The following is a 24,760-nucleotide window of genomic DNA, read 5'->3' as shown; positions in this document are numbered from 1 at the left end:
CGCTTCCCAAGCATTTCACATCCTCCCCGCTCCGCGCCTCAAAGCAACCCTGCCTTTGAGCATCACAATGTCCGGCCACCTTGATTGATCCTTCCCTGCATCTTCTGGCCGAAAATATCCCGGGGAGTGTGAGGGGCAGCGCCCCTCACCCCAGACCCTGCACCACTGTGCAGGGGTTACTTGCCAAACGACACGCCCATATCCCAGAACGCAACTTCAAGCCGGGTCGCAGTCGTAAAGCGCTGTGACATCCGCTCCCAACCGGGGGTGACTTCCGGGCTCTCGCCAAGACGGCGCAGGACCGCCCCGTCAAACAGCGCACCCGCGTTGCGACAGGCCTGTTGATACTCGTCACCGGCATAGGTGTTGATCCAGTCGGCATAGGGATGATCAGCATGGCTATCCGCCGCAAGCCGTGCGCCAATCTCGCCGTATCCCATCACACAGGGCACAAGCGCCGCGATCAGGTCAATGAAACTACCTGAATGCCCCGCATCCATCACATAGCGCGTATAGGCAAGGTTGGCCGGGTGTTCGGCGGCGGTGAAAAGCTCTTCCTCGCTTAACCCCTCGGCGGCACAGGTTTTCACATGCAGGCTGATTTCGCCATTGACCAAAACATCGACCGATGACGCACAGGCGCGCATTTCCTCAAGCGTGTCGGCCTTGGTAACGGCAAGCGCCCAGGCCCGAGAGAAATGGATCAGAAAGATGTAATCCTGAACCAGATAGCCAAGAAACGCCTTGCGCGGCAGCGACCCATCGCCAAGGCCTTCGACAAAGGCATGATGGGTATAATCCTGCCAGACCTGCCCCGCCGCATCGCGCAGGCGGGGAAAGGTGGTGCCATACTCGCCGGTCATTCTGCGCTCAGGTCCAGAGCAAGACCCGAAACGGGTGTGACCTCTTCGATCATGCCGGAGCCCTTTAGGAAGGCTTCAAACCGGGTATAGCGCGCATGATCAAGCGCCGAGGGGCGCAACGCAAACCGCGGCACGGTATCGACCCAGGCTTTCGCGTTCAGCTCGTCACGCAGTTCGGTCGAGGTGCCGGCAAATATTTCCCAGCTTTCCTCGGGGTGGTTGACGATATATTGCGTCGCGCGCTCGGTGGCGAAAAGAAAGCGGCGGATCACATCGGCATTCATGGTCGCGGGATTGGCCACATAGATAAGCTCATCATAGGCGGGAATACCCTCTTCTTCGATGAAGAAACAGTGCCCCGGCACGCCTTCGATCTCCATCTGGTTCAGCTCGAAATTGCGATAGGCGCCGATCACCGCATCGACCTGACCCGACATAAGCGAGGGCGACAGCGACCAGTTCACGCTGACCAGTTCGATATCGTCAAGCGACATGCCATGCTGCCCCAGAATGGCGGACAACAGGGCCTCTTCAACACCTGCGACCGAAAAGCCAACCTTGCGCCCCTTGAGGTCTGCACTTGATTTGATCGGCCCGTCTTTGAGCACCAAAAGACAGTTCAGCGGCGTCGCCACCAGCGTGCCAACCCGGCGCAGCGGCAGGCCGCCCTCGATCTGCATATGAAGCTGAGGCTGATAGGAAATGGCAAGATCGGCCTGGCCGGCGGCGACCATCTTGGGCGGGTCGCTTGGGTCGGCGGGGGCGACGATCTCAACCTCAAGACCGGCGTCTTTGAAGTAACCAAGTTCCTGCGCCACAATGATGGGGCCATGATCGGGGTTCACGAACCAGTCAAGCAACAGCGTCATCCGATCCTGTGCCATGGCGGGGGCGGTCGCCAACAGGGCAACCATAAGCGCGAGATATTTCATTCAGTCGTCTCCTTGGGTGTCATTGGGGCTGTCGCCAAGCGCGATCAGTGCAATCTCTCCGGGCCAATGTTGGCGCAGACGGGTGGCGGCCTGCCACGCGCGCAGGCCCGAGCGACAGGCCAGAACGACGCGTTGCCCTTTGTCGGGCAGCGGCGGGATATCGAAATCGGCAACAATGCGCCGCGCGGCACCCGCAAGGGCGGGGCCGGGTTCATCAGCCGCGCGCAAATCGGTCAGGGCGTCATTGGTGCAAATCTCGCTGGCGGCGATAAAGGCAAACCCGCCGTCCGGCTCTGGCGCGCCCTCAAACCGGAATCCGCCAAAGCGGAGGCCGAGGGCCTCAAAACTCACCAATTGCCCAAGTGGATCCGGCTCTATTCCGGCCAGAACGGCCAATGTCATCTGCGCCTGCACTGCGCCCATCACGCCCACGGCTGGCCCCAGAACGCCATCGGCGTCGCAGCTTCCCAAGCGGTCCGGCAGGTCGGGAAACACCGCACGCAAAGAGGGTGCGCCACCACAGAATCCACCGCAATAACCCGAGGTGCCCACAACAGTGGCACTGATCAGTGGCAGGTTTAGCGCGGTGCAAATATCGGACAGAACATAGCTTGCCGCGAAACTGTCAGCGCAATCAAGGATCACGTTTTGCCCCATGCAAAGCGCTTTGGCGTTTTGGGGGTCAAGCCGTTCAACCAACGGCCTGACCCGACACTCGGGATTGAGCGCAGCCATATGCACGGCGGCGACCTCGGCCTTGGGCCGACCGATATCGGCCTCGCGAAACAGCGTCTGGCGATGCAGATTGCTGAGCGCGACGGTGTCGTGATCCACCAGCGTGATGTGCCCCACACCAGCCCCGACAAGATATTGCAGCACTGGCGCGGCAAGCCCACCTGCACCGACCACGAGAACCCGCGCCGCCCGCAGCCTTGCCTGTGCCTTTGGGCCAAATTCAGGCACCGCGATCTGGCGCGCGTATCGGGTCATGCCGTGGCCCCAAGCCATTGGCGCACCCGCCCCTCGGGATCATCGTTCAGCGTGATATCGGTAACCGCCGCGACAATATCCGCGCCTGCCTCAAACGCTCCAGCGGCGCGTTCCACCGACATGCCGCCAATCGCGACAAGAGGGATATCGCCAATCACCGCCTTCCATTCGGTCAGCTTTTCCAGACCCTGTTCTTGCCATTTCATCTTTTTCAGGATCGTCGGATAGACCGGCCCGAGGGCAACATAACCGGGATCGAACGACAAGGCGCGATCAAGCTCGGCGCGGTCATGGGTGCTTAGGCCAAGCTTGAGCCCCGCCCGCCGGATCGCGGCGATATCGGAATCATCAAGATCTTCCTGCCCGAGGTGAATCCAGTCACAGCCCGCGTCAATCGCGATCTGCCAATAGTCGTTGACCACCAAAATAGCACCCTGCGCACGGCACAGCGCCTGTGCCTTGATCACGGCGGCGCGCACGATGTCCTCGGGGGTGTCTTTGATGCGCAGCTGGACCAGTTTCACACCAAGCGGCAACAGCCGCTCAAGCCAACGAAAATCATCGAAAATCGGGTAAAATCGGGGAAGGGTCATGCCAAAAACGCCTTGCCAAGGATCGGCGTTGACGGGGCCGCCATATCGCGCGGCTCCATCGGGTCGGCCTCGAACGCAAGTCGCCCGGCGTCAAGCGCGCGGGCAAACCCTTCGGCCATTGTTGCCGGATCACCGGCCTTGGCGACGGCTGTATTGAGCAGAACCGCGTCATAGCCAAGTTCCATCGCCTGCGCCGCCTGACTGGGCAGGCCAAGACCGGCATCCACCACCAGCGGCACATCGGGGAAATGCGCCCGCAACGAGCGCAGCCCGTAGACGTTATTCAGACCCAAACCCGTGCCAATCGGCGCGCCCCAAGGCATCAACACACGACAACCTGCCTTGATCAGGCGATCGCAAAGCACAAGATCCTCGGTGCAATAGGGAAACACTTGAAACCCGTCATCGGTAAGAATGCGCGCCGCCTCGACAAGGCCGAAGGGATCGGGTTGCAGGGTGTCGGCATGGCCGATCACCTCAAGCTTGATCCATGGTGTGTCAAACAACTCGCGCGCCATCTGTGCGGTGGTCACCGCCTCGCGGACAGAATGACACCCGGCGGTATTGGGCAGCAGCTTGACTCCCAGATCGGCAATCAGATCCCAGAAATCCTGACCGGCGCGCTCGCCGCCCGCCTCGCGGCGCACGGAGACCGTGGCAATTCCCGCGCCCGAGCGTTTGAACGCCTGCGCCAGAATGGCAGGCGAGGGATATTGCGCCGTGCCAAGCATGAGCCGTGAATTGACCTCTGTCTCGTAAAAGATAGGCATGCTAGCCTCCTTGCCGCGGGGCAACGATTTCGATTCGATCGCCCATGGTTAGGGTCTGTTTTTCACGCATTGCAGCGGGCACAAAGGCCTCGTTCACCGCCGTGGCGATCTTGGCCTGCCCGTGACCCAATTCATCCAACAGGCCGGCCAATGTGGTCGCCGCCGTGTCATGCGCCGCGCCGTTAACTATGATCTTCATCCATCACCTCCGGTATCTGACCGTCGAGCACCAAATCCGCCAGCATTCGCGCCAAAGCAGGCGACAGAAGAAACCCGTGCCGGAACAAGCCGTTCACATAGATCGTGCCGCCCCGCCTGCGAATGCGCGGCAGGTTGTCGGCAAAGGCCGGGCGCGCGTCGGTGCCAATTTCCAAAAGCTCGGCTTCGCCAAAGGCGGGGTGAAGCGCATAGGCCGCCGACAGCAGTTCCATCACCGAGCGCACCGAGGCGCGCCCGCGTTCGCCGCTTTCGATCTGGGTCGCACCCAGCATGAACACCCCATCGCCGCGCGGCACGATGTAAAGAGGAAAGCGCGGATGCAATAACCGGACCGGGCGCGACAAAGTAAGATCCGGCGCACGTAGGATCACCATCTCGCCCTTGACACCGCGCAGGTCCTTGAGCGCATCGCGCGCCGCAAGCCCGCGACAGTCGATCACATTCGGGGCGGTCGGCGCCGCATTGGTCTGTTCAAAGGTCACGCCATCCTTGATCAGGCGCGCGCGTAGGGTGGTCAGCGACTGGCGCGGATTGATATGCGCCTCGTCCTTGAAAAACAGCGCGCGATCAAACTGATCGGCCAAAAGCGGCTCTAACCCGCCCAAATTCGCGCCAGATACCGTTTCATGACCGCTGGTCCGACGGGCGAATTGCGAGAGCTCGGCCCGATCCCGCGCAAGGGTGACAACGAGCGATCCATTGCGATGCACCTCTGCGCCGTGGGTCTGCCACCAGGTGGCGGCCTCCTGACCCAAACGCACGACCGGTTCCTCGGCGGTATAGCCTTCGCAAAATGGCGCCAGCATGCCACCCGCCCACCATGAACAGGCCTGCGGGCCGGGACCGGGGGCCGGGTCAAGCAGGGTCACTAACGCCCCGCGTGCGCGCAGTTCCGATGCAACGCAAAGCCCGACGACCCCGGCGCCGCGAATGATCACCGGTGTGGTCATGTCCAGACCTCGTGGAAATGATGCACCGGCCCATGACCATGCCCGACCTCGAGCCTATCGGCGGCGACAATCGCACGGTGAAGCCAATGGTGCGCGCTCTCGACCGCCTGCACCAGAGGCATCCCTTTGGCCAGACCGGCGGCGATGGCAGATGACATCGTACAGCCAGTGCCGTGGGTGTTGCGCGTCGCGATGCGGGGCGCGTCAAGCTGCACCACCTCAGTGGCCAACAACCAATCTGTGCAGATATCGCCCTTGCCGTGCCCGCCCTTCATCAAAATGGCCTTGGCCCCCATGTCACGCAAGCGGTTGCCCTGCTCCTGCATCTCCTGGTCCGTGGCGGCCTCGGGCAGACCCAAAAGGCTTGCCGCCTCGGGCAGGTTCGGGGTCAGAAGGTCGGCGCGCGGCAAAAGATGCGTGATCAGGGCGCTGCGGGCGGCATCAGGCAACAGACGCGCGCCGGATTTTGCGACCATCACCGGGTCAAGCACCACCGGCCCGGCGAACCCGCGCAGCGCCTTGGCGACCGTCTCGATCAGGCTGGCATCGCCCAGCATTCCGATCTTGATCGCATCGACCCTGATATCGCCCAAAACCGCCGCGATCTGGGCGGCGACCATGGCATTGGGAATGGCAAAAACATCGGTGACGTCACAGGTATTTTGCGCCGTGACGGCGGTGATCGCGCTGGTTCCAAAGACGCCAAGCGCGGAAAAAGTCTTGAGGTCGGCCTGAATACCCGCGCCGCCGCCGCTATCGGAGCCGGCGATTGTCAAAGCTGTGGGTGTGGTCATCGCGCGGCCTTTCTTTCCAGTCTTGTCAGAAACGGAAAGCGGCCTGATCTGGCTTTGACGAACCATGGCATTTCCGTTTCCTACGCCGGTATCAACCGGATCAGGTTCGATGGGTTGGCTTATCGCCTCTCAGCCTGACACACAGGCACCCCAACGGATTTGCGATAGGTTTAGCAGCAGAAAACCCCACGGGCAAGCGAGGATTGCGCCGCAGGACGGGGCCGACCGCATGACGGAAATACGGAACGAAAAAGGCCCCGCCATTGCGGCGGGGCAGGTGGAAAGTGCCTGATAAGTCAGGTCTCAGGCACCGGCGGTGTTCTGTAAAACCTAGTTCGGGCGCTCTGTCATTTCGGCGCGGATTTGCTGGCGCAAAAGGTCGATCGGCACGGTCTTGCCATCGCGTTTAAAGCACCAATAGGTCCAGCCGTTGCAGGACGGCGCGCCTTCAAGATGGGCGCCAACCTGATGGATGCTTCCTTTGACATCATCCCCGATCAGCGTACCATCGGCACGCACCTTGGCCTTGTGACGGCCATTCATGCTTAGCAGTTCTTCACCGGGGCGCAGCATGCCGCGTTCGACCAGCTGACCAAAGGGCACGCGCGGCTCTGCACGTTTCGAGGTCGAAACCCGAAGCGCCTCTCGGTCGAACTTTCGGGTGTCGCCAAGCCGCTTTTCGGCGACCTTGCGATAGGCCTCTTCGCGCTCGATGCCGATGTAATCGCGGCCAAGCATCTTGGCCACGGCACCGGTGGTGCCGGTGCCAAAGAACGGGTCAAGCACGACATCGCCAGGGTTGGTCGATCCAACCAGAATGCGGTGCAAGAGGCTTTCGGGTTTCTGGGTGGGATGGGCCTTGTCGCCATGCTCGTCCTTGAGACGCTCATGCCCGGTACAGATCGGCAGAACCCAGTCGCTGCGCATCTGGATGCCGTCATTCAGCGATTTAAGGGCTTCATAGTTGAAGGTGTATTTGCCACCTTCCTCTTTGCTGGCCCAGATCATCGTTTCATGGGCATTGGTCAGACGCTTGCCACGAAAGTTCGGCATCGGGTTGGATTTGCGCCAGACCACATCATTCAGGATCCAGAACCCCTGGTCTTGCAAGGCGGCCCCGACCCGAAAGATGTTGTGATAAGAGCCGATTACCCAAATTGCCCCCGTGGGTTTGAGTAATCGGCGCGCCGCCTTGAGCCAGTCTTGGGTGAATCTGTCGTAGGCGGCGAATGAGGAAAACTGATCCCAGGCGTCGTCAACCGCGTCCACCTGGCTATTGTCAGGGCGATGCAGGTCGCCCTTGAGCTGAAGATTATAGGGCGGGTCGGCAAAGATCAGGTCGACACTGGCCTCGGGAAGGCTGTTCATAACCTCGATGCAGTCACCGGCAATTATCGTATTGAGAGGGAGCGCGGACGCCCCTTTTGCTTTGGTCATCGTCTTCATTTTCTGCCTCTGTCCCGACGCTTTGTGCGCTCTGGTTGTTGAGGTCAAAGATGAGTCAAAGCTGATTCGCCGTCAATTTCTTTTTTGAATCAGTGGGTTAGTTATTTTCCTTGATACAAGATGTTGTGTACCGGCTTGAAGGAACGTCTATGGTGTGGGGTCACCCCGAGATTTAGAAGTGCCGCTTTGTGACCTTTTGACGGATAACCTGCGTTTGTTTCCCAGCCATAACCGGGAAACTGTTGCGCAAGCGCCCCCATAATGCGGTCGCGCGTTATTTTTGCAACAATCGACGCCGCCGCAATCGAGACCGAGGCCGCATCGCCCTTGATAATCGCCTGCGCCGGAATGCTCAGACCGCGCGGAATAAGGTTGCCGTCAATCAACGCCATATCGGCGGTTTGCCGCAAACCCTGAACCGCGCGCTCCATCGCCAGGTGCGAGGCGCGCAGGATGTTGATCTCGTCAATCTCTGCAACTCTTGCATGGGCGACCGACACATCGGCGCAACCCAACAGCGCGTCATAAAGCGCGGCGCGGCGTTTCGCGCTCAACTTCTTTGAATCGTTAAGGCCTGCCGGAATATGATCGGGGTCAAGGATCACGGCCGCCGCGGTCACCGGCCCGGCAAGCGGGCCGCGCCCAACCTCATCGACCCCGGCGATCAGAGTAAACCCCTGAGACAGGGCAAGCGTTTCGTGGGTGTAATCGGGGCCGGACATGGCCTCGGATCGCACAGTGCGCCCGGAAATGCAAAAGGGAAGAGGTGCCCCCTTCCCTTTGCTCCACAGACTGGCGGATGAATAAACCGCGCTGATCACCTTCCGTGTTGACGCCGTTGCTGGATATGGCGATGGGAGTTCCGGTTCCCATTCTGATGCGCGCGGTGGCCGCGATTATAGCGTTTTTGCTTGTAATGACGCTTTTGCTTGTAGCGGCGATTCTGGTGTCCGTAATTATGGCCATGTCCGCGTGTGACGTAATCCTTGCGACGGTCATGTTTGCGGTCACTGGCAGCGGCGGCGCCGATGATGGCAAGGGCGGCCACGCCTGCGATGATGGCGGCGGTCTCGCCGCGATCCTGTGCGCGCACTGGAGTGGTGCTCAGGCCCGTAACGGCAAGGGCGGCGCCCAGGACGATTGCGATAAACTTGCGGTGCATGATCTCTTTCCTTTCAGGTTTCATGACAGTGATGTCAAAGCGTCGGCCTGCATGACCATTCGCGATGCACTGAAGATGGGGTCAACCCGTTCAGACAGGCAATAACGCCCCGATGTTATCAGATAACAGCCTGTCTTCGGTTCATTTCACGTCACAGGTTATTGAATAGCCGTGGGGTTCGGCGCATCTTGCCCGCATGAAACACATCGCACAGATAATTCTTATGGCTCTTGGCCTGAGCCTCGCCGCCACCGGCGCGCAGGCCGCCTGTCAGATTGAATACAAGGCCAAGCGCGACAAGCCGCTTGAGCTTTTTTATGATGTTACCACCGTCAACGCGCCCTGCCCTTCTGCGGAGGCGGCGTTGCGCGCAAAATTGGCGCGCAAGGGGCTTAAGCTTCTCAAGGTGCTGTCGAAGAAGGAAAAGTAGGTTGGGTATACAAAGGAGATCCGCGTGCGGGGATTGATCGGTACAGCCGCCGATGCGCGGCGCTCGGGCAACCGTGTTGTGGTTCTTGGCGTCGTGGCCATCGTTGCGATCCTGACGATCGCGGCGGTGTTCCTGTTTCTCAACCTGCCGGACGCCAATGCGTTCAACGCGCGGGTCGAGCGGATATTTGTGGAAAACGATGCGCTGACGGCGCGGACCGATATCAAGCTTCTGGAAATTCTCGCCCTCTCGGGCACGGCATTTTCCGAAACCCTGACAAGTTACCGTATGGTGATCTTCGTTCTGTTGGTCTTTGCCACCGCTCTTTTGGTTTCGGCGCTTGTATTTCTGGTGATGCTGATCACCCTCAATCGCCGCATGGCCCAGATTGAACGCTCTGGCATTCAGGTAAGTTCACTCTTGATAAGCCGCGACGAGAAAACCGTGTATCTCAACAATATGGGTTTCAAGCTAACCGATGCGGCGATGGAAACCCTGTCGGTTCTGGCCGAGGCGCGGATGGATGACGATGTCATGACCGGGGCCGAGATTGAGGGCGTGATTTCGGGCCGCAACGCATCCGATTGCGAAGAAGCGGCCGGCGCCACCCGGATCAAGCGCCTGCGCGACACCTTGGGAAATCAGCTTGTGAGCGAACTTCTGGTCAAGAATATCGCGCGACGCGGTTACATGCTTGCGATCGACAAGGACGTGATCCGGGTCATCTGAGAGGTTAGGGGTGTCTCAGGTGACAAGGACCAATCGCCGCACCTGCGTCAAAATGCTCGGCCATAATCGGCCCCAAAGACACGATTTTGCACCGTCACGACCGGCTTGCCGGGTAGGATGCCCATCTAATGCTTGTCTTTACGTCAATTCCAAAATAGCAAGCGTCACGGTTTGACGGGTAGACGTGTCTTCTTAATCTTTGAACTGCTATGCTTTGGCGGTAATGGAATTGGGTGGACCTTGATGGATAAAAACCTTGCCATCAACATCCTTTGGCTCTTTGGAGGTACATGCGCTTGTTGACAAACGATAGACTGCACGGCTTTTCGGCGGCCGTGTTCATGGTCGACAGCACCGCAAGAGTAGCGACACCTAATACTGACGACGGGACCCGGATCATGGCGTGCCCGAAACCTACGTTGGCTGCAACATCGCAGCCCAAACGCTGAGGGATATCTCGATTTGGCTCAGAACCTGATGTCACCTGCTGTCACAGCAGCCCAAGAACAGGCTGTCGCGGCGTCCGACACCGAAGACGCACGTATTTGGGTCCGCATTCTTGCCAATTACCGGGAACCATCGCACGCGCGAAGCGTGTTCGAGCTTTTCGTGACACTGATTCCGTTTCTGGCGATTTGGGCGCTTGCCCTCTGGAGCCTGTCGTTCAGCTATTTTCTTGCCGCCGCCCTGTCGGTTTTCAACGGCCTGTTTCTTGTACGCCTGTTTGTGATTCAGCATGATTGTGGCCACGGATCGTTCTTTAGCAATCGTTTGCTGAATGACTGGATCGGTCGCGCCCTGGGCGTTGTGACCGTGACACCCTATGATGTCTGGCGGCGTACCCATGCGGTGCATCACGCCTCTGCCGGGAACCTCGACAAGCGTGGCATGGGCGACGTGATGACCCTTACGGTCACAGAGTATCAAGGCCTCTCGCGCTTTGGACAGTTGAAATACCGGCTTTACCGCAATCCCTTTGTCCTGTTTGTGCTGGGGCCGTCCTACCTGTTTTTCCTCGAGAACCGTTTGCCGCTTGGCCTGATGGGCGCCGGATGGCGCTATTGGGTAAGCGCGATGGGCACGAATGTGGTTCTGACCGCCGTTTTGGTCGGCTTGGCCTATTTTGGCGGCTTGGCTGCGATCTTTCTCGTGTTCGTGCCAACGGTCGTGGTGGCGGCGTCGATCGGGGTCTGGCTGTTTTATGTGCAGCATCAGTTTGAAGAGACCTGCTGGGATCCAGACCCGGACTGGCAGCTTCACGATGCGGCCCTGCATGGCAGCTCGCACTACATCCTGCCCGGCATCCTGCGCTGGTTTTCGGCCAATATCGGCGCACATCACGTGCACCATCTTCAAAGCCGGGTGCCGTTCTATCGCCTCTCTGAAATCCTGCGTGATCACCCCAAGCTTGATCAGGCGCAGCGCCTGACAATTCGCGAAAGCATCAGCTGCGTGAAGCTTCAGCTTTGGGACGATCAGAGCCGACGATTGATTTCCTTTTCAGAAGCCAAAACGGTCTGAACGCGCCGGTCTCTTGATACGACCAAGGCAGCGCGTGGGTTTCACCCACCCTACGGGTCATGGGATAGGTCCATCCTCTAGGAAAACCGCTTAAACCACCACCTCCAGCGCCTCTTGCTCTCCGACCCCGAACACCCGTTTGTAGCGGGCGATTTCATCTGCGGGGCCCATGGCTTTGCGGGGGTTGTCAGATAGCTTGACGGTCGGGTGACCATTGGCCGAGACCGCCTTGCAGACCAGAGAGAACGGCGCAAGGGCGTCGTCCTCTGTCAGGCCGCGAAAATCGTTGGTCAGCAATGTGCCCCAGCCAAAGGAACAGCGCACCCGACCCGAAAACTGATGATGGAGGGCGATGATTTTCTCGACATCAAGCCCGTCGGAAAAGATCACCATTTTATCCTGCGGGTTTTCCCCGCGCTCTTTCCACCAGCGGATCGCGGTTTCGGCGCCGGTTGCAGGATCGCCGCTATCAATCCGGATGCCGGTCCACCCGGCCAGCCAATCGGGCGCGTCACGCAGGAAACCTTCGGTGCCGTAAGTATCGGGCAGGATGATGCGCAGGTTGCCGTCATGTTCTTCGTGCCAATCGCTCAGCACGTCATAGGGCGCGCGTTTGAGCGCGGCGTCGTTTGGCGCCAGGGCCGCATAGACCATCGGCAATTCATGCGCATTGGTGCCAATCGCCGGCAGGTCGCGATTCTTGGCGATAAGACAGTTGGAGGTGCCGACAAAAGCCTCGCCAAGCCCTTCGGTCATCGCCTGCACGCACCAATCCTGCCAGAGAAAGGAATGGCGGCGGCGGGTGCCGAAATCGGCAATCCGAAGGCCGGGGATACCGCGCAGCTGTTCGACCTTTTCCCAGAGCTTGGTTATCGCGCGGGCATAAAGCACCTGAAGCTCGAACTTTTTCATCGTGTTGAGCACCGCGCGCGAGCGCAGCTCCATCAACACCGCCAGCGCCGGAATTTCCCAAAGCATCACTTCGGGCCAGGATCCCTCGAACGTCAGCTCATATTGCCCGTCGCGTTTTTCAAGCTGATAAGGCGGCAGGCGCAGCGTCTCGAACCAATCCATGAATTCGGGCGTGAACATTTGGCGTTTGCCGTAAAACGTATTGCCGCGCATCCAGGTGCTTTCACCCCGCGACAAAGACAGCGAGCGGATGTGATCAAGCTGTTCGCGAAGCTCGCCCTCATCGACCAGCTCGGCCAGACGGATGGATTTACTTCGATTGATCAGCGAAAAGCTGACCTGTGTATCGGCCTTGTTGCGAAACACCGATTGGCACATCAGAAGCTTGTAAAAATCGGTGTCGATCAGGGATCGCACAATCGGGTCGATCTTCCATTTGTGGTTGTGAACACGGGTGGCGATATCGACCATTGGCACGGCTCCGGTAAAAACATTGCGCCGGTTAAATCAAACGGCATCGCGACGCGCAAGGCAAGCACCCGGTTCAGGGCGAAGTTTGGCTAGGTCCTGGCGAATTATCATCGCAGGGATGAGGGCCTGTTTTTGCTGGGCACCATGGCACAAGATGGTATTATCAAATTCATCAGAATAAAGCTTCAGCATTATCAGGCCACTTAAAGGCTTGTCTTGGCGTTCACTAGCGGCTTGATAGGATGGAATAGAGTTTTTCAAAGGCGCGAGAATGACCAAGCGAACCTATTATGCACCGACGGGCGGATTGCCGCCCCAAACCCAACTTTTGACCGATCGGGCGATGTTCACCGAGGCCTACGCCGTCATTCCCAAAGGCACGATGAGCGATATCGTCACCAGCCTTTTGCCGTTTTGGGAGGGCGCACGGTTCTGGGTTCTGTCGCGCCCGCTTTCGGGTTTTGCGGAAACATTCTCGCAATATATCGCCGAGGTTCAGCCCGGCGGTGGAAGCGAGCGGCCCGAAACCGAAGTCGGCGTCGAGGCGGTGTTGTTCGTGGTCGAGGGTGCCATGACCCTGACGATTGATGGCACCCCCCATGAGATGGGTGAAGGCGGATATGCCTTTCTGCCGCCAGACGCGACATGGAGCCTGCGCAACCGGGGTGCCAAACCTGTGCGCTTTCACTGGATTCGAAAGGCCTATGTCGCGGTTGAGGGGCTTGAGTTGCCGACCGCCTTTGTCACCAATGAAACCGAGGTAGAGCCGACCGAAATGCCCGGCACCGATGGCAAATGGGCGACCTCGCGCTTTGTCGACCCAAGCGATCTGCGCCATGACATGCATGTTACCATCGTGACGTTTCAACCCGGCGCGGTCATTCCCTTTGCCGAAACCCATGTGATGGAACACGGGCTTTACGTGCTGGAAGGCAAGGCGGTTTACCGGCTCAATCAGGATTGGGTCGAAGTCGAGGCCGGTGATTACATGTGGCTGCGCGCCTTTTGCCCACAGGCCTGTTACGCGGGCGGGCCGGGGCCGTTCCGTTATCTGCTCTACAAGGATGTGAACCGGCATATGCCGCTTGGCCTTGGTAAACCCTGATCCTGCCGGAACAGACCCTGCAAGTCTAAGGGGGAAAGGGCATCACGCCCCTTCCCCCTTTTTTATTGGCCAATCCGCCTTTAGTCGGTGGGAAGCGATCCCTTGCCATGACCCGCCATGCCGCCGGAAACCTCTTCTGTGGCTTCATCGGCAAGCTCTTCGGGAAGCACAAGGTTGAGCACGATGGCAATAAGTGCCGCCGGCAACAGGCCGGAGGTCATCAAAATGCGCATCGTATCGGGCAGATACTTGACTGCTTCCGGCTCTAGCTGAAGCCCGAGGCCGACACTAAGCGCGATGGCAAAGATCACCATGTTGCGCCGGTTCCATGCGACATCCGACAGCATCGAGATACCCGCCGCCACAACCATGCCGAACATGACGATCACACCGCCGCCAAGCACCTCAATCGGAACGGTACGAATAACCGCGCCCACCTTGGGCACAAGACCACAAATGATAAGGAAGATCGCACCACAGGTCACCACATGGCGGCTCATGACGCCGGTCATGGCAATCAGGCCGACATTCTGGCTAAACGAGGTATTGGGAAAGGCCCCAAAGCATCCGGCAAGCGCCGTGCCAAGACCGTCGGCATAGGTCGCGCCCTGAATCTCCTTGTCCGTCGCCTCGCGCCCAGCACCACCCTTGGTGATGCCGCTGACATCGCCGACGGTTTCAATCGCCGAGATGAACGCCATCAGACAAAACCCGATGATCGCAGCGCCGGACATCTCGAACCCGTATTTGAACGGCTGTGGCAGGGCAAAAGCCGCTGATCCGGCCCAGGATCCGGTGACCGTCTCAAGGCTGAGCATGCCCATCATGATGGCATAGAGATAACCAACCAACAGACCGACAAGCACCGCCGAAATCGCGAGCATACCACGGGCAAAGAACTTGAGCGCGAGGGTCACCGCGATCACGATCAAAGCTGCGGACCAGTTAAGCAATGATCCATATTCCGCAGCACCCGACATTTTCGCGGGTACACCGCCGGCGGCGTATTGGATGCCGACCTCAACCAAAGCAAGACCGATCATCGTCACCACGAGCCCGGTCACCAAAGGCGGCAGGGCAAAGCGGATTTTCCCGATCACCGTGCCGAGCAAGGCATGGAAAAGCCCGCCCAGGATCACGCCGGTGAACAGGGCGGCAAGCGCATCAACGCCCTTGCCCGCCACCAGCGGGATCATGATTGGCAAAAATGCAAATGACGTGCCCTGGACAATTGGCAAGGCCGCCCCGACCGGGCCGATGGTGATCGTCTGCAAAAGCGTGGCCACACCCGCAAACAGCATCGACATCTGAATGAGGTAAAGCAGTTCCGGGAAATCCGGCGAGTTTGATCCAAATCCAAACCCGGCAGCCCCGGCAACGATGATCGCCGGCGTCACATTAGAGACAAACATGGCCAAAACGTGCTGAATTCCAAGTGGAATCCCCCGCGCCAGACCGGGAAAATAGTCAGGATCGCGAAGCTGCTCCGGCGTCCCGATTGAAGTATCAGCCATGATCATTCCTCCTGTCGTAGCTGTCCGCGTTGTGCCTCTGGTTCTTTTGCCAGGGTTCTTAGCCAATGGAGTCAACGACAAACGGGTCATCGAACCAGTGTTCTTCAAGATTGGGGCCCTCGCCAATGCGATCGACCACAATATATTTCCCCGGTGCGCCGATCGGGGCCAGAACCCCGTGCCAGACACCGCGATAAAGATTGATGGATTGCCCCGGTGCGGTGATGAACGCCTTGAGATCCACCGGCACGCCGCCCGCATCATCGGCCACGACCACCAGAAACGGCACGCCGTCCAGCGGCACGAAGGCCTGGCTTCCATCGGGGTGACGCTCGACCATATCGACAAGATGCGGCAGATGGCGCGCCTTGGCGTCAAACAGGCTTATCCCGGCGCGCCCGTCGGAAAAATCAAGCGAGGCAAGATCATGGTGACGTCCACACATGCCCTGATTGATCATCTTGGTCGGTGCATCGCGCGCCTCGATAATATCGCCGTAAGCGGCAAAGGCGTCTGCGGTCAGGGCGGTGATGCGGAGCTGGCGGGTCATTGCGGCAACATGTCCGTAAGGCGCCACTCGCCAATCCGCTCGACCTGCGTGCAGGCCTCGGCAAACTCGGCCTCGCTATCGTTGTTGATCCGGCGTTGAAACGCCTGCTGGATCGACGCCTTGGTATTGTCGCGTACCGCGATAATAAAGGGAAAGCCGTGCTTTGCCACATATTCGGCGTTGAGGGATTGGAACATCGCGCGCTCGTCGTCAGTGAGCATATCAAGCCCCGCGCCCGCCTGTTCCGAGGTGCTGTCGGCGGTCAGCTGCCCTGCGGCCGCCAGCTTTCCTGCAAGATCAGGGTGCGCCGTCAAAACGCCAAGCCGTTCGTCACGCGACGCGGACCGGAACACCCGACACAGCGCATGATGCAAGCCAATGGCGCAATCATGCGCCGGGCCAAGTTCCAGATCAAAAGCGCGCTCGGCGATCCAGGGGGAATGCTCGAAAATCCCGCCATAGGCCGCGACAAAGGCATCTTTGGTCATTTCCGAAGGGCGGACAAAATCCGCTTTCGGGTGATGCTCGTGCCAATGTCGGGCAATCTCGATCCGCTTGGCAAACCAGACATCGGCGTGCCCTTGAGCGTATTCCATAAACCGGCGCAACGCCATGATACGCCCCGGTCGCCCGACAAGACGACAATGAAGGCCGATCGACATCATCTTGGCCTGACCCTCGATACCCTCGGCGTAAAGCGCATCAAAGCTGTCCTTGAGATAGGCATAAAACTGATCGCCCGAGTTGAACCCCTGTGGCGTGGCGAACCGCATGTCGTTGCAATCAAGCGTATAGGGCACGATCAGCTGATCCTTGCCATTGGACGTGATCCAATAGGGCAGGTCATCGGCATAGGCATCGGAAACATAATCAAACCCGCCCTCTTGCGCGACAAGATCAACGGTATTGGCCGAACACCGACCAGTATACCAGCCACGCGGGCGGGCGCCGGTCACTTCGGTATGAAGGCGGATCGCCTCCAGCATATCGGCCTTTTCAACCTCGGGCGTGTGATCCTTGTACTCGATCCATTTCAACCCGTGACTTGCGATCTCCCAATCGGCGGCCTGCATGGCCCGCAGTTGTTCGGGGTTGCGCGCAAGGGCAGTGGCCACACCATAAACCGTCGCCGGAATATCAAGCTCTGTGAACAACCGGTGCAGACGCCAGAACCCGGCGCGCGCGCCGTATTCATAAATTGATTCCATGTTCCAGTGCCGTTGCCCCGGCCAGGCGGCGGCGCCAACGATCTCGGACAGGAATGCCTCGGATGCGGCATCGCCATGCAAGATGTTGTTTTCGCCACCTTCTTCATAGTTGATCACGAATTGCACCGCGATTTTCGCGCCATTCGGCCATTTCGGATCGGGCGATTTCGTGCCATAGCCGCGCATATTACGGGGATAACGTGTCATCAAAGGTGTCTCCAGATTTCGATTATGTTTTAATACGGAAGAATGCGTATTACCTTCTAGAAATTTTTGAAGGAGTTGTTTGCAAGACTAATCTGTCAAAAACCTCTAAATAACGCCAGAAAGCAAGCCAACCCCAAGGATTGAGGATTGATCATGACCGGTTATTTGACAACGCATGTTCTGGACACGGCGCGCGGTTGCCCGGCACAAGGCCTGAAGATCGAGCTTTTCCGCATCACTGGCGGGCGTCACGACTTGCTTGAGACGCTGATCACCAATGCCGACGGGCGCACCGACAAACAGATCCTGTCGGCCGAGCGCTTTGAAACCGGCACCTACGAGCTTGTGTTTCACGCCGGTGATTATCTCACCGCGACTGGCACCCCGCCGGAAGATCCGCGCTTTCTCGATATCATACCGCTGCGCTTTGGCATGTCAGAGCAAAGCCACTATCATGTGCCGCTCTTGCTCTCTCCCTTCGGTTATTCAACCTATCGCGGAAGCTAGGATCAGGCGTCCTGCGGAAGGGATGCCTGAATGTGATTGACCATGAAATCAATAAAGAGCCGCGTCTTTGGGTCCTGGTGGCGGCGATGGGTGTAAAGGCAGGCCATCTGGATAGGAATCGGCGGCTCGCCTTCCAGAACCGGGACAAGCCGACCCGCGCTTAGGTATTCGGCCACCTCAAACAGCGGCTTGAGGATAATCCCGTGCCCGTCCAGCGCCCAGTTGGTCAGAACATCGCCATCATCGGTTTCAAACGGGCCCGACACCGCAAGCCGCTTGATCCCGTCGGGCGTCTGAAGCGGCCATTGAAATTCCGGCGCGCCGGGAAAGCGCAGATTCAGACAATCATGTTTATCCGCCCTGAGGCTTGCGCTATCACGCGGCAAGCCCCTGCGCGCGATGTAATCCGGGGCGGCACAAAGCACCCTCGGGCAATCCGCAATCTTGCGAATACGAAGCGTTGAATCCTCTGGCACGCCAAGAAAAAACGCCGCATCAAGCCCTTCACCCGCAAGATCAAGCTTACGATCCGACAGGCGTAGCCGGATGGTGATCAGCGGATAGGCCTCTTTGAACGCAGGGACCATCGGGGCAATCAGGCGCTTGCCCATACCAAGTGGGGCCGCCACGTATAATGTGCCGCGCGGCGAGCTTGTAACATCGGTAATCTCGGCCTCTGCCTCGTCCACCGCCTCAAGGATCTTGCAGGCCCCGCGATAGAACAAAACCCCCTGCTCGGTCGGGTGAAGCATCCTTGTGGTGCGCTGAAACAGGCGAATATTCAGATGCTCTTCGAGGTGCGCAATGCGCGCCGAGGCAACCGCGGCCGATATCCTCTGATCCCGCGCCGCCGCCGACATATTACCAAGCTCGTAAACACGAACAAACGTGCGGATATTGTTCAGATAGGACATGGCAAAAAGATTATTAGCTTTCTGTTGAAGCTGCTAGGATTTTTTTTGCATTACAGGACAATGGCGAGGTGCAGTAAGGTCGCCAAAAGTGAGCGAAGGAGAAGACAATGCAGGATTTGGCGATCATTTGGGACTGGCTTGGGTTTGCCGTGCGGTGGCTGCATGTCATCACTGCGATGGCCTGGATCGGGTCGTCGTTCTATTTCGTGGCGCTCGATCTTGGCTTGCGCAAGGCCCCGCATCTTCCGCCAGGCGCGCATGGCGAGGAATGGCAGGTTCACGGCGGTGGCTTTTATCACATTCAAAAATATCTGGTCGCGCCGGACAACATGCCCGACCACCTGATCTGGTTCAAATGGGAAAGCTATGCCACCTGGCTTTCGGGGGCGGCGCTATTGATGATCGTCTATTGGGCCGGGGCCGAGCTTTACATGATCGACGCCGCAAAGGCCGATCTGGCGATCTGGCAGGGCATCCTGATTTCCGCCGCCTCGCTGACCGTTGGCTGGCTGGTTTACGATTTCCTGTGCAAATCCGGCCTTGGCGAAAAGCCGACCTTCCTGATGGTCCTGTTGTTCATCCTGCTGGTGGTCATGGCCTATGGCTATGATCAGGTGTTCACCGGACGCGCGGCGCTTTTGCATCTGGGTGCCTTCACCGCCACGATCATGACCGCCAATGTGTTTTTCATCATCATGCCCAATCAGCGGATCGTCGTGAAAGACCTGCAAGAGGGGCGCACACCAGACCCTAAATATGGCAAAATCGCCAAATTGCGCTCGACCCATAACAACTATCTTACCTTGCCGGTGGTGTTCCTGATGCTCAGCAACCACTATCCGCTGGCCTTCGCGACCGAGTATAACTGGCTTATCGCGGCGCTGGTGTTTCTGATGGGGGTGAGCATCCGACACTATTTCAACACCCGCCATGCCGGCACCGGCAACCCGACCTGGACATGGGCCGTGACCGCCCTCTTGTTCGTCGCGATCATGTGGCTAAGCACGGCACCGTTGCGCAACGATAGCTATGAGGAATCAGAGGCACGGCCTTTGACGGCAACCGAACAGGTGTTCGCCGCCGCCGAAGGGTTTGACGAGATCACAAGCATCGTGCCCGGCCGCTGTGCCATGTGCCACGCGCGTGAGCCGTTTTACGACGGCATTCACCGCGCGCCCAAGAATATCCTGCTTGAAACCCCGAACGATATCGCCCGCGCCGCGCGCCAGATCTATTTGCAGGCCGGTGTATCGGTTGCCATGCCCCCGGCCAATCTGTCCTTTATCGAAGAAGAGGAGCGCAGGGCGATCATCCGCTGGTACAAAAACGCCGCCCGCGACCTGCCGTTTTCTCTCGCTGCGCAGTGAAACACCTGGCGTCCTGACCGTTTATCCAAAGACCCTGGCCAAAGTAATGGATTCGCGGTCGCGATTGCTGACTGTCAAGTTGGCTTTGCCAGTGCCGCCACAAGCCGCGCCCAATCCTGCGCCCAGCTATCGTCGGGGCGATCCGACAGGCGGATCATCCAAAGCTCCATCTGCTGGCTTGGCAGGCTCTCTGTCAGACTGATCAGGCGACCGGATTTCAGATCCTGCGCCACCATGCCTTCGGGCAACCACGCCACGCCGATACCGCGACAGGCATATTCACGCGCCGCCAGCGTCAGCGCGGTTTCCGCCCGCCGTCGCAACACCCGATGCGCCGCAATCCCCGGCAAGATCGCGCGGGCCATCACCTGTCCCAGAAACACATCCGACGGATAGCCGATAAACGGCAAATCATCGCCCTGCGCCAGACGCGGCACGGCAACCGGAATCAATCGCTCGCGACCCAGCAACACCTGCTCGAACGCCCGGTTCAGGGTCAGCGGCGCAATCTCTGGTGCGGCGTAGAGCACTGCCAGATCAACCTCGCCGGACAAAAGCCGCAACAGGCATTCATCGCGATTATCCGACCGCACCCGCACCGGGCGCCCGCCCTGCGCGGTCAGAATGCTGACGATTGCGGGCGAATGGGTGGTGGTGATCGCGTGCTGACATGCCAGCGTCAGCCCCCGCGCGCCGCTTGTCTGGGTCAGCGTTTCGCGCAGATGGCGAAGCTGTGTTGCCAGCGCACGCATTTCCCCGGCCTGCGCCTCGATTTCAGGTAAAAGCACCACCGGCTTGCGACGGCGATCAAACAGCGGCACGCCAAGCGCCTCTTCGATGGCGCGCAGGCGGCGGGTAAAGGCCGATTGGCTGACATGGCGTATCTGCGCGGCCCGCGCCAGCGACCCGGCCTCGGCCACCGCAAGGATATCATCAAGCCATTCAAGCCGCATATTCGATTCGATCTTGCAGATATTGCATATTACCAGGCGATATTAGCATTAGACGGCCCGTTAGTCGCCCTCTATTCTGCCAGTAACGCATTTTATAGGAGACCTCAGATGCATCTTGCCCGTTACCCGCGCCGTTTCATGGCCCACCTTCCCACCCCGCTTGAGCGGATGGACCGCCTGACCGCCGAACTGGGCGGGCCGGAAATCTGGATCAAGCGCGATGATTGCACCGGCCTCTCAACGGGCGGCAACAAGACCCGCAAGCTTGAATTCCTGATGGCCGAAGCCGAGCTTCAGGGCGCCGATCTTGTGATGACCCAAGGCGCGACGCAATCCAACCATGCCCGTCAAACCGCAGCCTTCGCGGCCAAGCTTGGCATGGCGTGTCACCTGCTTTTGGAAGACAGAACAGGCTCTAACAATGCCAATTACAACAATAACGGCAACGTTTTGCTTGATCATATGCATGGCGCCACCACCGAAAAGCGCGGTCCGGGTCTGGACATGCACGCAGAGATGGAAGCGGTCGCCGACAAGTTTCGCGCCGAGGGGCGCAATGTCTATACCATCCCCGGTGGCGGCTCGAACCCGACCGGCGCATTGGGCTATGTCAACTGTGCCTTTGAAATGCTGGCGCAGTTCAACGATCGCGCGCTCAAGGTCGATCACATCGTTCACGCCACCGGAAGCGCCGGCACGCAGGCGGGTCTTATCACCGGGCTCAAGGCGATGAACGCCAATATCCCACTTCTGGGGATCGGCGTGCGCGCACCCAAGGCCAAACAGGAAGAGAACGTTTACAACCTTGCCGTCAAGACCGCCGAAAAGCTTGGCTGCCCCGGTGTGGTCGGCCGCGAAGATGTTGTCGCCAATACCGATTATGTCGGCGAAGGCTATGGCATCCCGACCGAGGGTGGTATCGAGGCGATCAAGATGTTCGCAGAGCTTGAAGCGATCCTGCTTGATCCGGTCTATTCGGCCAAGGGCGCGGCCGGGTTCATTGATCTGATCCGCAAGGGTCATTTTAAAAAGGGCGAGCGGGTTGTCTTCCTTCATACCGGCGGTTCTGTCGCTCTGTTTGGCTATGACAACGCATTCGATTTCTCGGGCAACTGGACGGCCTAAGGCCAGCACAAACCCGAGCCATCCGACGCATGATATTGAAACCCCGCAGCGATGCGGGGTTTTCCATATCGGACATATCCGCTAAAGCCTGTGTCGACCCAAGATTTACAGGCGGATGAACGCACATGAAATTCACAATGTCATGGCTGAAAGATCACCTAGACACCACGGCCACGGTTGATGAGATCACCGAGGCGCTGACCGACCTTGGCCTAGAGGTAGAGGGCGTTTCAGACCCCGCCAGCCGCCTTGCGGAGTTTACCATCGGCAAGGTCATCAAGGCCGAGCCGCACCCGGATGCCGACCGGCTTCGGATTTGTCAGGTCGACACGGATGGCGGCCAGACCCAGATCATCTGTGGCGCGCCCAATGCCCGCGAGGGTATCACCGTTGTAATCGCCAAGCCCGGCGTTTACGTGCCCGGCATTGATACGACCATCGGCGTGGGCAAGATCCGTGGCATCGAAAGCTATGGCATGATGTGCTCTGAGCGCGAGATGGAGCTAAGCGAAGAACACGACGGCATTATCGAGCTGCCCTCGGGCGAGGTTGGCCAGCGGTTTACCGATTGGCTTGCACTCAATGACCCGGCCAAGGTTGACCCGGTGATCGAGATCGCGATCACCCCCAACCGCCCCGATGCCTTGGGCGTGCGCGGCATTGCGCTTGATCTTGCGGCGCGCGGTCTTGGCAAGATGAAGCCGGAACAGCAGGCCCATATCGAGGGTCAATACCCCTGCCCCATCACCGTGACCATCGACGAAGATGCCGCCAGCAATGGCTGTGAGGTTTTTGCCGGCCGTCTTATCCGGGGCGTGCAAAACGGCCCTTCGCCGGAGTGGCTTCAGGATCGGTTGCGTGCCATTGGCCTGCGCCCGATCTCAAGGCTGGTCGATATCACCAACTTTTTCACCTATGACCGCAACCGCCCCCTGCATGTCTTTGACGCGGGCAAGGTTACCGGAAATCTGCGGGTTCACCGCACCAAGGGCGGCGAAACGCTGGTTGGGCTGGATGAAAAGGAATACACATTCGGCCCCGGCCAGGTGGTGATTTCCGACGACCACGGCATTGAATCAATCGGCGGCATCATGGGTGGCCTTGCCACGGGATGCACCGAAACCACCACCGACGTCTTCCTTGAAGCTGCCGTTTGGGACCATATCCAGATCGCAAGCACCGGTCGCGCGCTCAAGATCAACTCTGATGCGCGGTATCGCAACGAACGTGGGATCGACCCGGCCTTCAATATGGCGGCACTCGATCTCGCGACCCAGATGATCCTTGATCTTTGTGGCGGCAGCCCATCGAACCGCGTTACCGCAGGGCAGGTGCCAGATGTGGCGCGCGCCTATCGGCTTGATCCGGCGCGCGTGCGCTCGCTTGTTGGCATGGACATTCCGGAATCCGAGCAACGCCAGACCCTGACCAGCCTTGGCTTCAAACTTGAAGGCAATATGGCCCATGTCCCAAGCTGGCGCCCGGACATCCTTGGTGAGGCCGACCTTGTCGAAGAAGTGGCGCGCATTGCCTCTCTGACCAAGCTCAAGGGTCGCCCGATGGCGCGCGTGGATGTCGGCGTACCCAAGCCGATCCTGTCGCCGATGCAAAAGCGCGAACAGATCGCCCGGCGCATGGGCGCGGCCCTCGGGTACAACGAATGCGTCACCTATAGCTTTATTGATCACGCCAGCGCGACGCTGTTTGGCGGTGGCGACGATGCCACGATGCTCGCCAATCCAATCAGTTCGGAAATGAGCCATATGCGCCCCGATCTGCTTCCTGGTCTGCTTTTGGCCGCGGCCCGCAATCAGGCGCGCGGTATCATGGATCTTGCCCTGTTCGAGGTTGGCCACGCCTTTCAGGGCGGCGAACCGGGAGAACAGCATATCCAGATGGCGGGCCTTCTGGTGGGTCGCACCGGCCCCAAGGACGTGCAGGGCGGCGCGCGCGCCGTTGACCTGTTTGATGCCAAGGCCGACGCCGAGGCGATCCTTGCCGCAATCGGCGCGCCAACCAAGGTTCAAGTGCTGCGCGACGGCCCGGCATGGTTCCACCCCGGTCGTCATGGCCGTATCTGCCTTGGCCCCAAAAAGATGCTTGCGGTCTTTGGCGAATTGCACCCGCGCACCCTTCAGGCGATGGACGTGAAGGGCCCTGCGGTCGCCTTTACTCTCTATCCCGCCGAAATCCCGCTGCCGCGCAAAACCTCGGCGACACGCGGCGCGCTTGAGATCAGCGATCTGCAAGCGGTCGAACGTGACTTTGCCTTTGTTGTCGATGCCGGGGTCGAGGCTCTGACCCTGATCAATGCCGCCGCCGGGGCCGATAAGGCGCTGATCGAGGATGTGCGCATCTTTGACGAATTCATCGGTGGCAACCTTGGCGAGGGCAAGAAATCGCTCGCCATGACTGTGCGCCTCCAACCCAAGGGCGCGACACTAAAAGAGGCCGAAATAGAGACTGTTTCGGCCAAAATCATCGAAAAAGTCACCAAAGCCACCGGCGGTACGCTGCGCGGCTAGAAA

The 24,760-nt window shown here is 59.2% G+C and carries 25 protein-coding genes and 1 riboswitch; of the genes, 9 read left to right on the top strand and 16 right to left on the bottom strand.

Annotated features, from left to right (window positions below):
- Nucleotides 1-176 precede the first annotated feature (176 nt).
- From tenA to BMZ91_RS02200, 10 genes are all read right to left on the bottom strand, one after another.
- On the bottom strand, nt 177-863 hold the full coding sequence (gene tenA / locus BMZ91_RS02245) for a thiaminase II (RefSeq protein ID WP_092833862.1): 687 nt from the start codon (nt 861-863) through the stop codon (nt 177-179).
- On the bottom strand, nt 860-1,795 hold the full coding sequence (locus tag BMZ91_RS02240; protein ID WP_092833860.1) for an ABC transporter substrate-binding protein: 936 nt from the start codon (nt 1,793-1,795) through the stop codon (nt 860-862). The genes tenA and BMZ91_RS02240 overlap by 4 nt, the downstream gene beginning before the upstream one ends.
- A complete protein-coding gene (locus BMZ91_RS02235; protein ID WP_092833858.1) occupies nt 1,796-2,785 on the bottom strand; it encodes a HesA/MoeB/ThiF family protein in 990 nt (329 codons plus the stop codon). It lies immediately after the preceding gene.
- Nucleotides 2,782-3,378, bottom strand: a complete 597-nt coding sequence (locus BMZ91_RS02230) for a thiamine phosphate synthase (protein ID WP_092833856.1) — start codon at nt 3,376-3,378, stop codon at nt 2,782-2,784. Before BMZ91_RS02230 ends, BMZ91_RS02235 begins: the two co-directional genes overlap by 4 nt.
- Nucleotides 3,375-4,148: a thiazole synthase gene (locus BMZ91_RS02225; protein WP_092833854.1), complete on the bottom strand. Its 774-nt coding sequence runs from the start codon at nt 4,146-4,148 to the stop codon at nt 3,375-3,377. The genes BMZ91_RS02230 and BMZ91_RS02225 overlap by 4 nt, the downstream gene beginning before the upstream one ends.
- Nucleotide 4,149: 1 nt before the next feature.
- Nucleotides 4,150-4,347 carry a sulfur carrier protein ThiS gene (gene thiS, locus BMZ91_RS02220; protein ID WP_092833852.1) on the bottom strand — a complete coding sequence of 66 codons (198 nt, stop codon included), beginning with the start codon at nt 4,345-4,347 and terminating at the stop codon, nt 4,150-4,152.
- A complete protein-coding gene (locus BMZ91_RS02215) occupies nt 4,331-5,317 on the bottom strand; it encodes an FAD-dependent oxidoreductase (protein WP_092833850.1) in 987 nt (328 codons plus the stop codon). Before BMZ91_RS02215 ends, thiS begins: the two co-directional genes overlap by 17 nt.
- On the bottom strand, nt 5,314-6,111 hold the full coding sequence (gene thiD / locus BMZ91_RS02210) for a bifunctional hydroxymethylpyrimidine kinase/phosphomethylpyrimidine kinase (RefSeq protein WP_092834125.1): 798 nt from the start codon (nt 6,109-6,111) through the stop codon (nt 5,314-5,316). Before thiD ends, BMZ91_RS02215 begins: the two co-directional genes overlap by 4 nt.
- 60 nt (nt 6,112-6,171) lie before the next feature.
- Nucleotides 6,172-6,274, bottom strand: a riboswitch (TPP riboswitch).
- A gap of 167 nt (nt 6,275-6,441) precedes the next feature.
- A complete protein-coding gene (locus BMZ91_RS02205; RefSeq protein WP_092833848.1) occupies nt 6,442-7,557 on the bottom strand; it encodes a site-specific DNA-methyltransferase in 1,116 nt (371 codons plus the stop codon).
- A 101-nt stretch (nt 7,558-7,658) separates the two neighbouring features.
- The gene (locus BMZ91_RS02200) at nt 7,659-8,279 is read right to left on the bottom strand and encodes a ribonuclease HII (protein ID WP_092833846.1); all 621 of its coding nucleotides are present in this window, start codon (nt 8,277-8,279) and stop codon (nt 7,659-7,661) included.
- Between the two features lie 104 nt (nt 8,280-8,383).
- Between BMZ91_RS02200 and BMZ91_RS21340 the strand changes: the two genes are divergently transcribed.
- From BMZ91_RS21340 to BMZ91_RS02180, 4 genes are all read left to right on the top strand, one after another.
- A complete protein-coding gene (locus BMZ91_RS21340; RefSeq protein WP_177193764.1) occupies nt 8,384-8,824 on the top strand; it encodes a hypothetical protein in 441 nt (146 codons plus the stop codon).
- Nucleotides 8,825-8,915: 91 nt separating this feature from the next.
- Nucleotides 8,916-9,149, top strand: a complete 234-nt coding sequence (locus BMZ91_RS02190; protein WP_092833844.1) for a hypothetical protein — start codon at nt 8,916-8,918, stop codon at nt 9,147-9,149.
- A gap of 24 nt (nt 9,150-9,173) precedes the next feature.
- A complete protein-coding gene (locus tag BMZ91_RS02185) occupies nt 9,174-9,878 on the top strand; it encodes a winged helix-turn-helix domain-containing protein (protein ID WP_092833842.1) in 705 nt (234 codons plus the stop codon).
- A gap of 477 nt (nt 9,879-10,355) precedes the next feature.
- Nucleotides 10,356-11,399, top strand: coding sequence for a fatty acid desaturase (locus BMZ91_RS02180; RefSeq protein ID WP_092833840.1), 1,044 nt, complete (start codon nt 10,356-10,358; stop codon nt 11,397-11,399).
- Between the two features lie 90 nt (nt 11,400-11,489).
- On the opposite strand, the gene pncB is transcribed toward BMZ91_RS02180, so the two are convergent.
- The gene (pncB, locus tag BMZ91_RS02175) at nt 11,490-12,782 is read right to left on the bottom strand and encodes a nicotinate phosphoribosyltransferase (RefSeq protein ID WP_092833838.1); all 1,293 of its coding nucleotides are present in this window, start codon (nt 12,780-12,782) and stop codon (nt 11,490-11,492) included.
- A 271-nt stretch (nt 12,783-13,053) separates the two neighbouring features.
- Here pncB and BMZ91_RS02170 point away from each other — a divergent pair, with 271 nt between their 5' ends.
- Complete coding sequence (locus BMZ91_RS02170; RefSeq protein ID WP_092833836.1) at nt 13,054-13,887, top strand: bifunctional allantoicase/(S)-ureidoglycine aminohydrolase; 834 nt, start codon at nt 13,054-13,056, stop codon at nt 13,885-13,887.
- A gap of 80 nt (nt 13,888-13,967) precedes the next feature.
- On the opposite strand, the gene BMZ91_RS02165 is transcribed toward BMZ91_RS02170, so the two are convergent.
- Genes BMZ91_RS02165 through puuE form a run of 3 tightly spaced genes read right to left on the bottom strand, consistent with a single transcriptional unit; the run spans nt 13,968 to nt 17,366 of the window.
- Nucleotides 13,968-15,401, bottom strand: coding sequence for a uracil-xanthine permease family protein (locus tag BMZ91_RS02165; RefSeq protein WP_092833834.1), 1,434 nt, complete (start codon nt 15,399-15,401; stop codon nt 13,968-13,970).
- Nucleotides 15,402-15,459: 58 nt separating this feature from the next.
- Nucleotides 15,460-15,951, bottom strand: a complete 492-nt coding sequence (locus BMZ91_RS02160) for an ureidoglycolate lyase (protein WP_092833832.1) — start codon at nt 15,949-15,951, stop codon at nt 15,460-15,462.
- Complete coding sequence (puuE, locus tag BMZ91_RS02155) at nt 15,948-17,366, bottom strand: allantoinase PuuE (RefSeq protein ID WP_092833830.1); 1,419 nt, start codon at nt 17,364-17,366, stop codon at nt 15,948-15,950. Before puuE ends, BMZ91_RS02160 begins: the two co-directional genes overlap by 4 nt.
- Before the next feature lie 153 nt (nt 17,367-17,519).
- Between puuE and uraH the strand changes: the two genes are divergently transcribed.
- Nucleotides 17,520-17,873, top strand: a complete 354-nt coding sequence (gene uraH / locus BMZ91_RS02150; protein ID WP_092833828.1) for a hydroxyisourate hydrolase — start codon at nt 17,520-17,522, stop codon at nt 17,871-17,873.
- A gap of 2 nt (nt 17,874-17,875) precedes the next feature.
- Here the strand turns inward: uraH and BMZ91_RS02145 are convergent, their stop codons facing one another.
- Nucleotides 17,876-18,787 (bottom strand): LysR family transcriptional regulator, encoded by a 912-nt coding sequence (locus tag BMZ91_RS02145; protein WP_092833826.1) that lies wholly within the window; start codon nt 18,785-18,787, stop codon nt 17,876-17,878.
- Between the two features lie 107 nt (nt 18,788-18,894).
- Here BMZ91_RS02145 and BMZ91_RS02140 point away from each other — a divergent pair, with 107 nt between their 5' ends.
- A complete protein-coding gene (locus tag BMZ91_RS02140; RefSeq protein ID WP_092833824.1) occupies nt 18,895-20,154 on the top strand; it encodes a urate hydroxylase PuuD in 1,260 nt (419 codons plus the stop codon).
- 74 nt (nt 20,155-20,228) lie between these two features.
- On the opposite strand, the gene BMZ91_RS02135 is transcribed toward BMZ91_RS02140, so the two are convergent.
- On the bottom strand, nt 20,229-21,107 hold the full coding sequence (locus BMZ91_RS02135; RefSeq protein ID WP_092833822.1) for a LysR family transcriptional regulator: 879 nt from the start codon (nt 21,105-21,107) through the stop codon (nt 20,229-20,231).
- A gap of 108 nt (nt 21,108-21,215) precedes the next feature.
- On the opposite strand from BMZ91_RS02135, the gene cuyA reads away from it, so the two are divergent.
- Nucleotides 21,216-22,232 (top strand): D-cysteate sulfo-lyase, encoded by a 1,017-nt coding sequence (gene cuyA / locus BMZ91_RS02130; protein ID WP_092833820.1) that lies wholly within the window; start codon nt 21,216-21,218, stop codon nt 22,230-22,232.
- A 125-nt stretch (nt 22,233-22,357) separates the two neighbouring features.
- On the top strand, nt 22,358-24,757 hold the full coding sequence (gene pheT / locus BMZ91_RS02125; RefSeq protein ID WP_092833819.1) for a phenylalanine--tRNA ligase subunit beta: 2,400 nt from the start codon (nt 22,358-22,360) through the stop codon (nt 24,755-24,757).
- The last annotated feature ends 3 nt before the right edge of the window (nt 24,758-24,760 follow it).

Origin of the sequence: Roseovarius lutimaris (genome assembly GCF_900115165.1) — a bacterium.
Classification (GTDB): Bacteria; Pseudomonadota; Alphaproteobacteria; order Rhodobacterales; family Rhodobacteraceae; genus Roseovarius; species Roseovarius lutimaris.
Note: the sequence above shows the minus strand (reverse complement) of the source record. Positions and strands in the feature narration are given on the sequence as shown.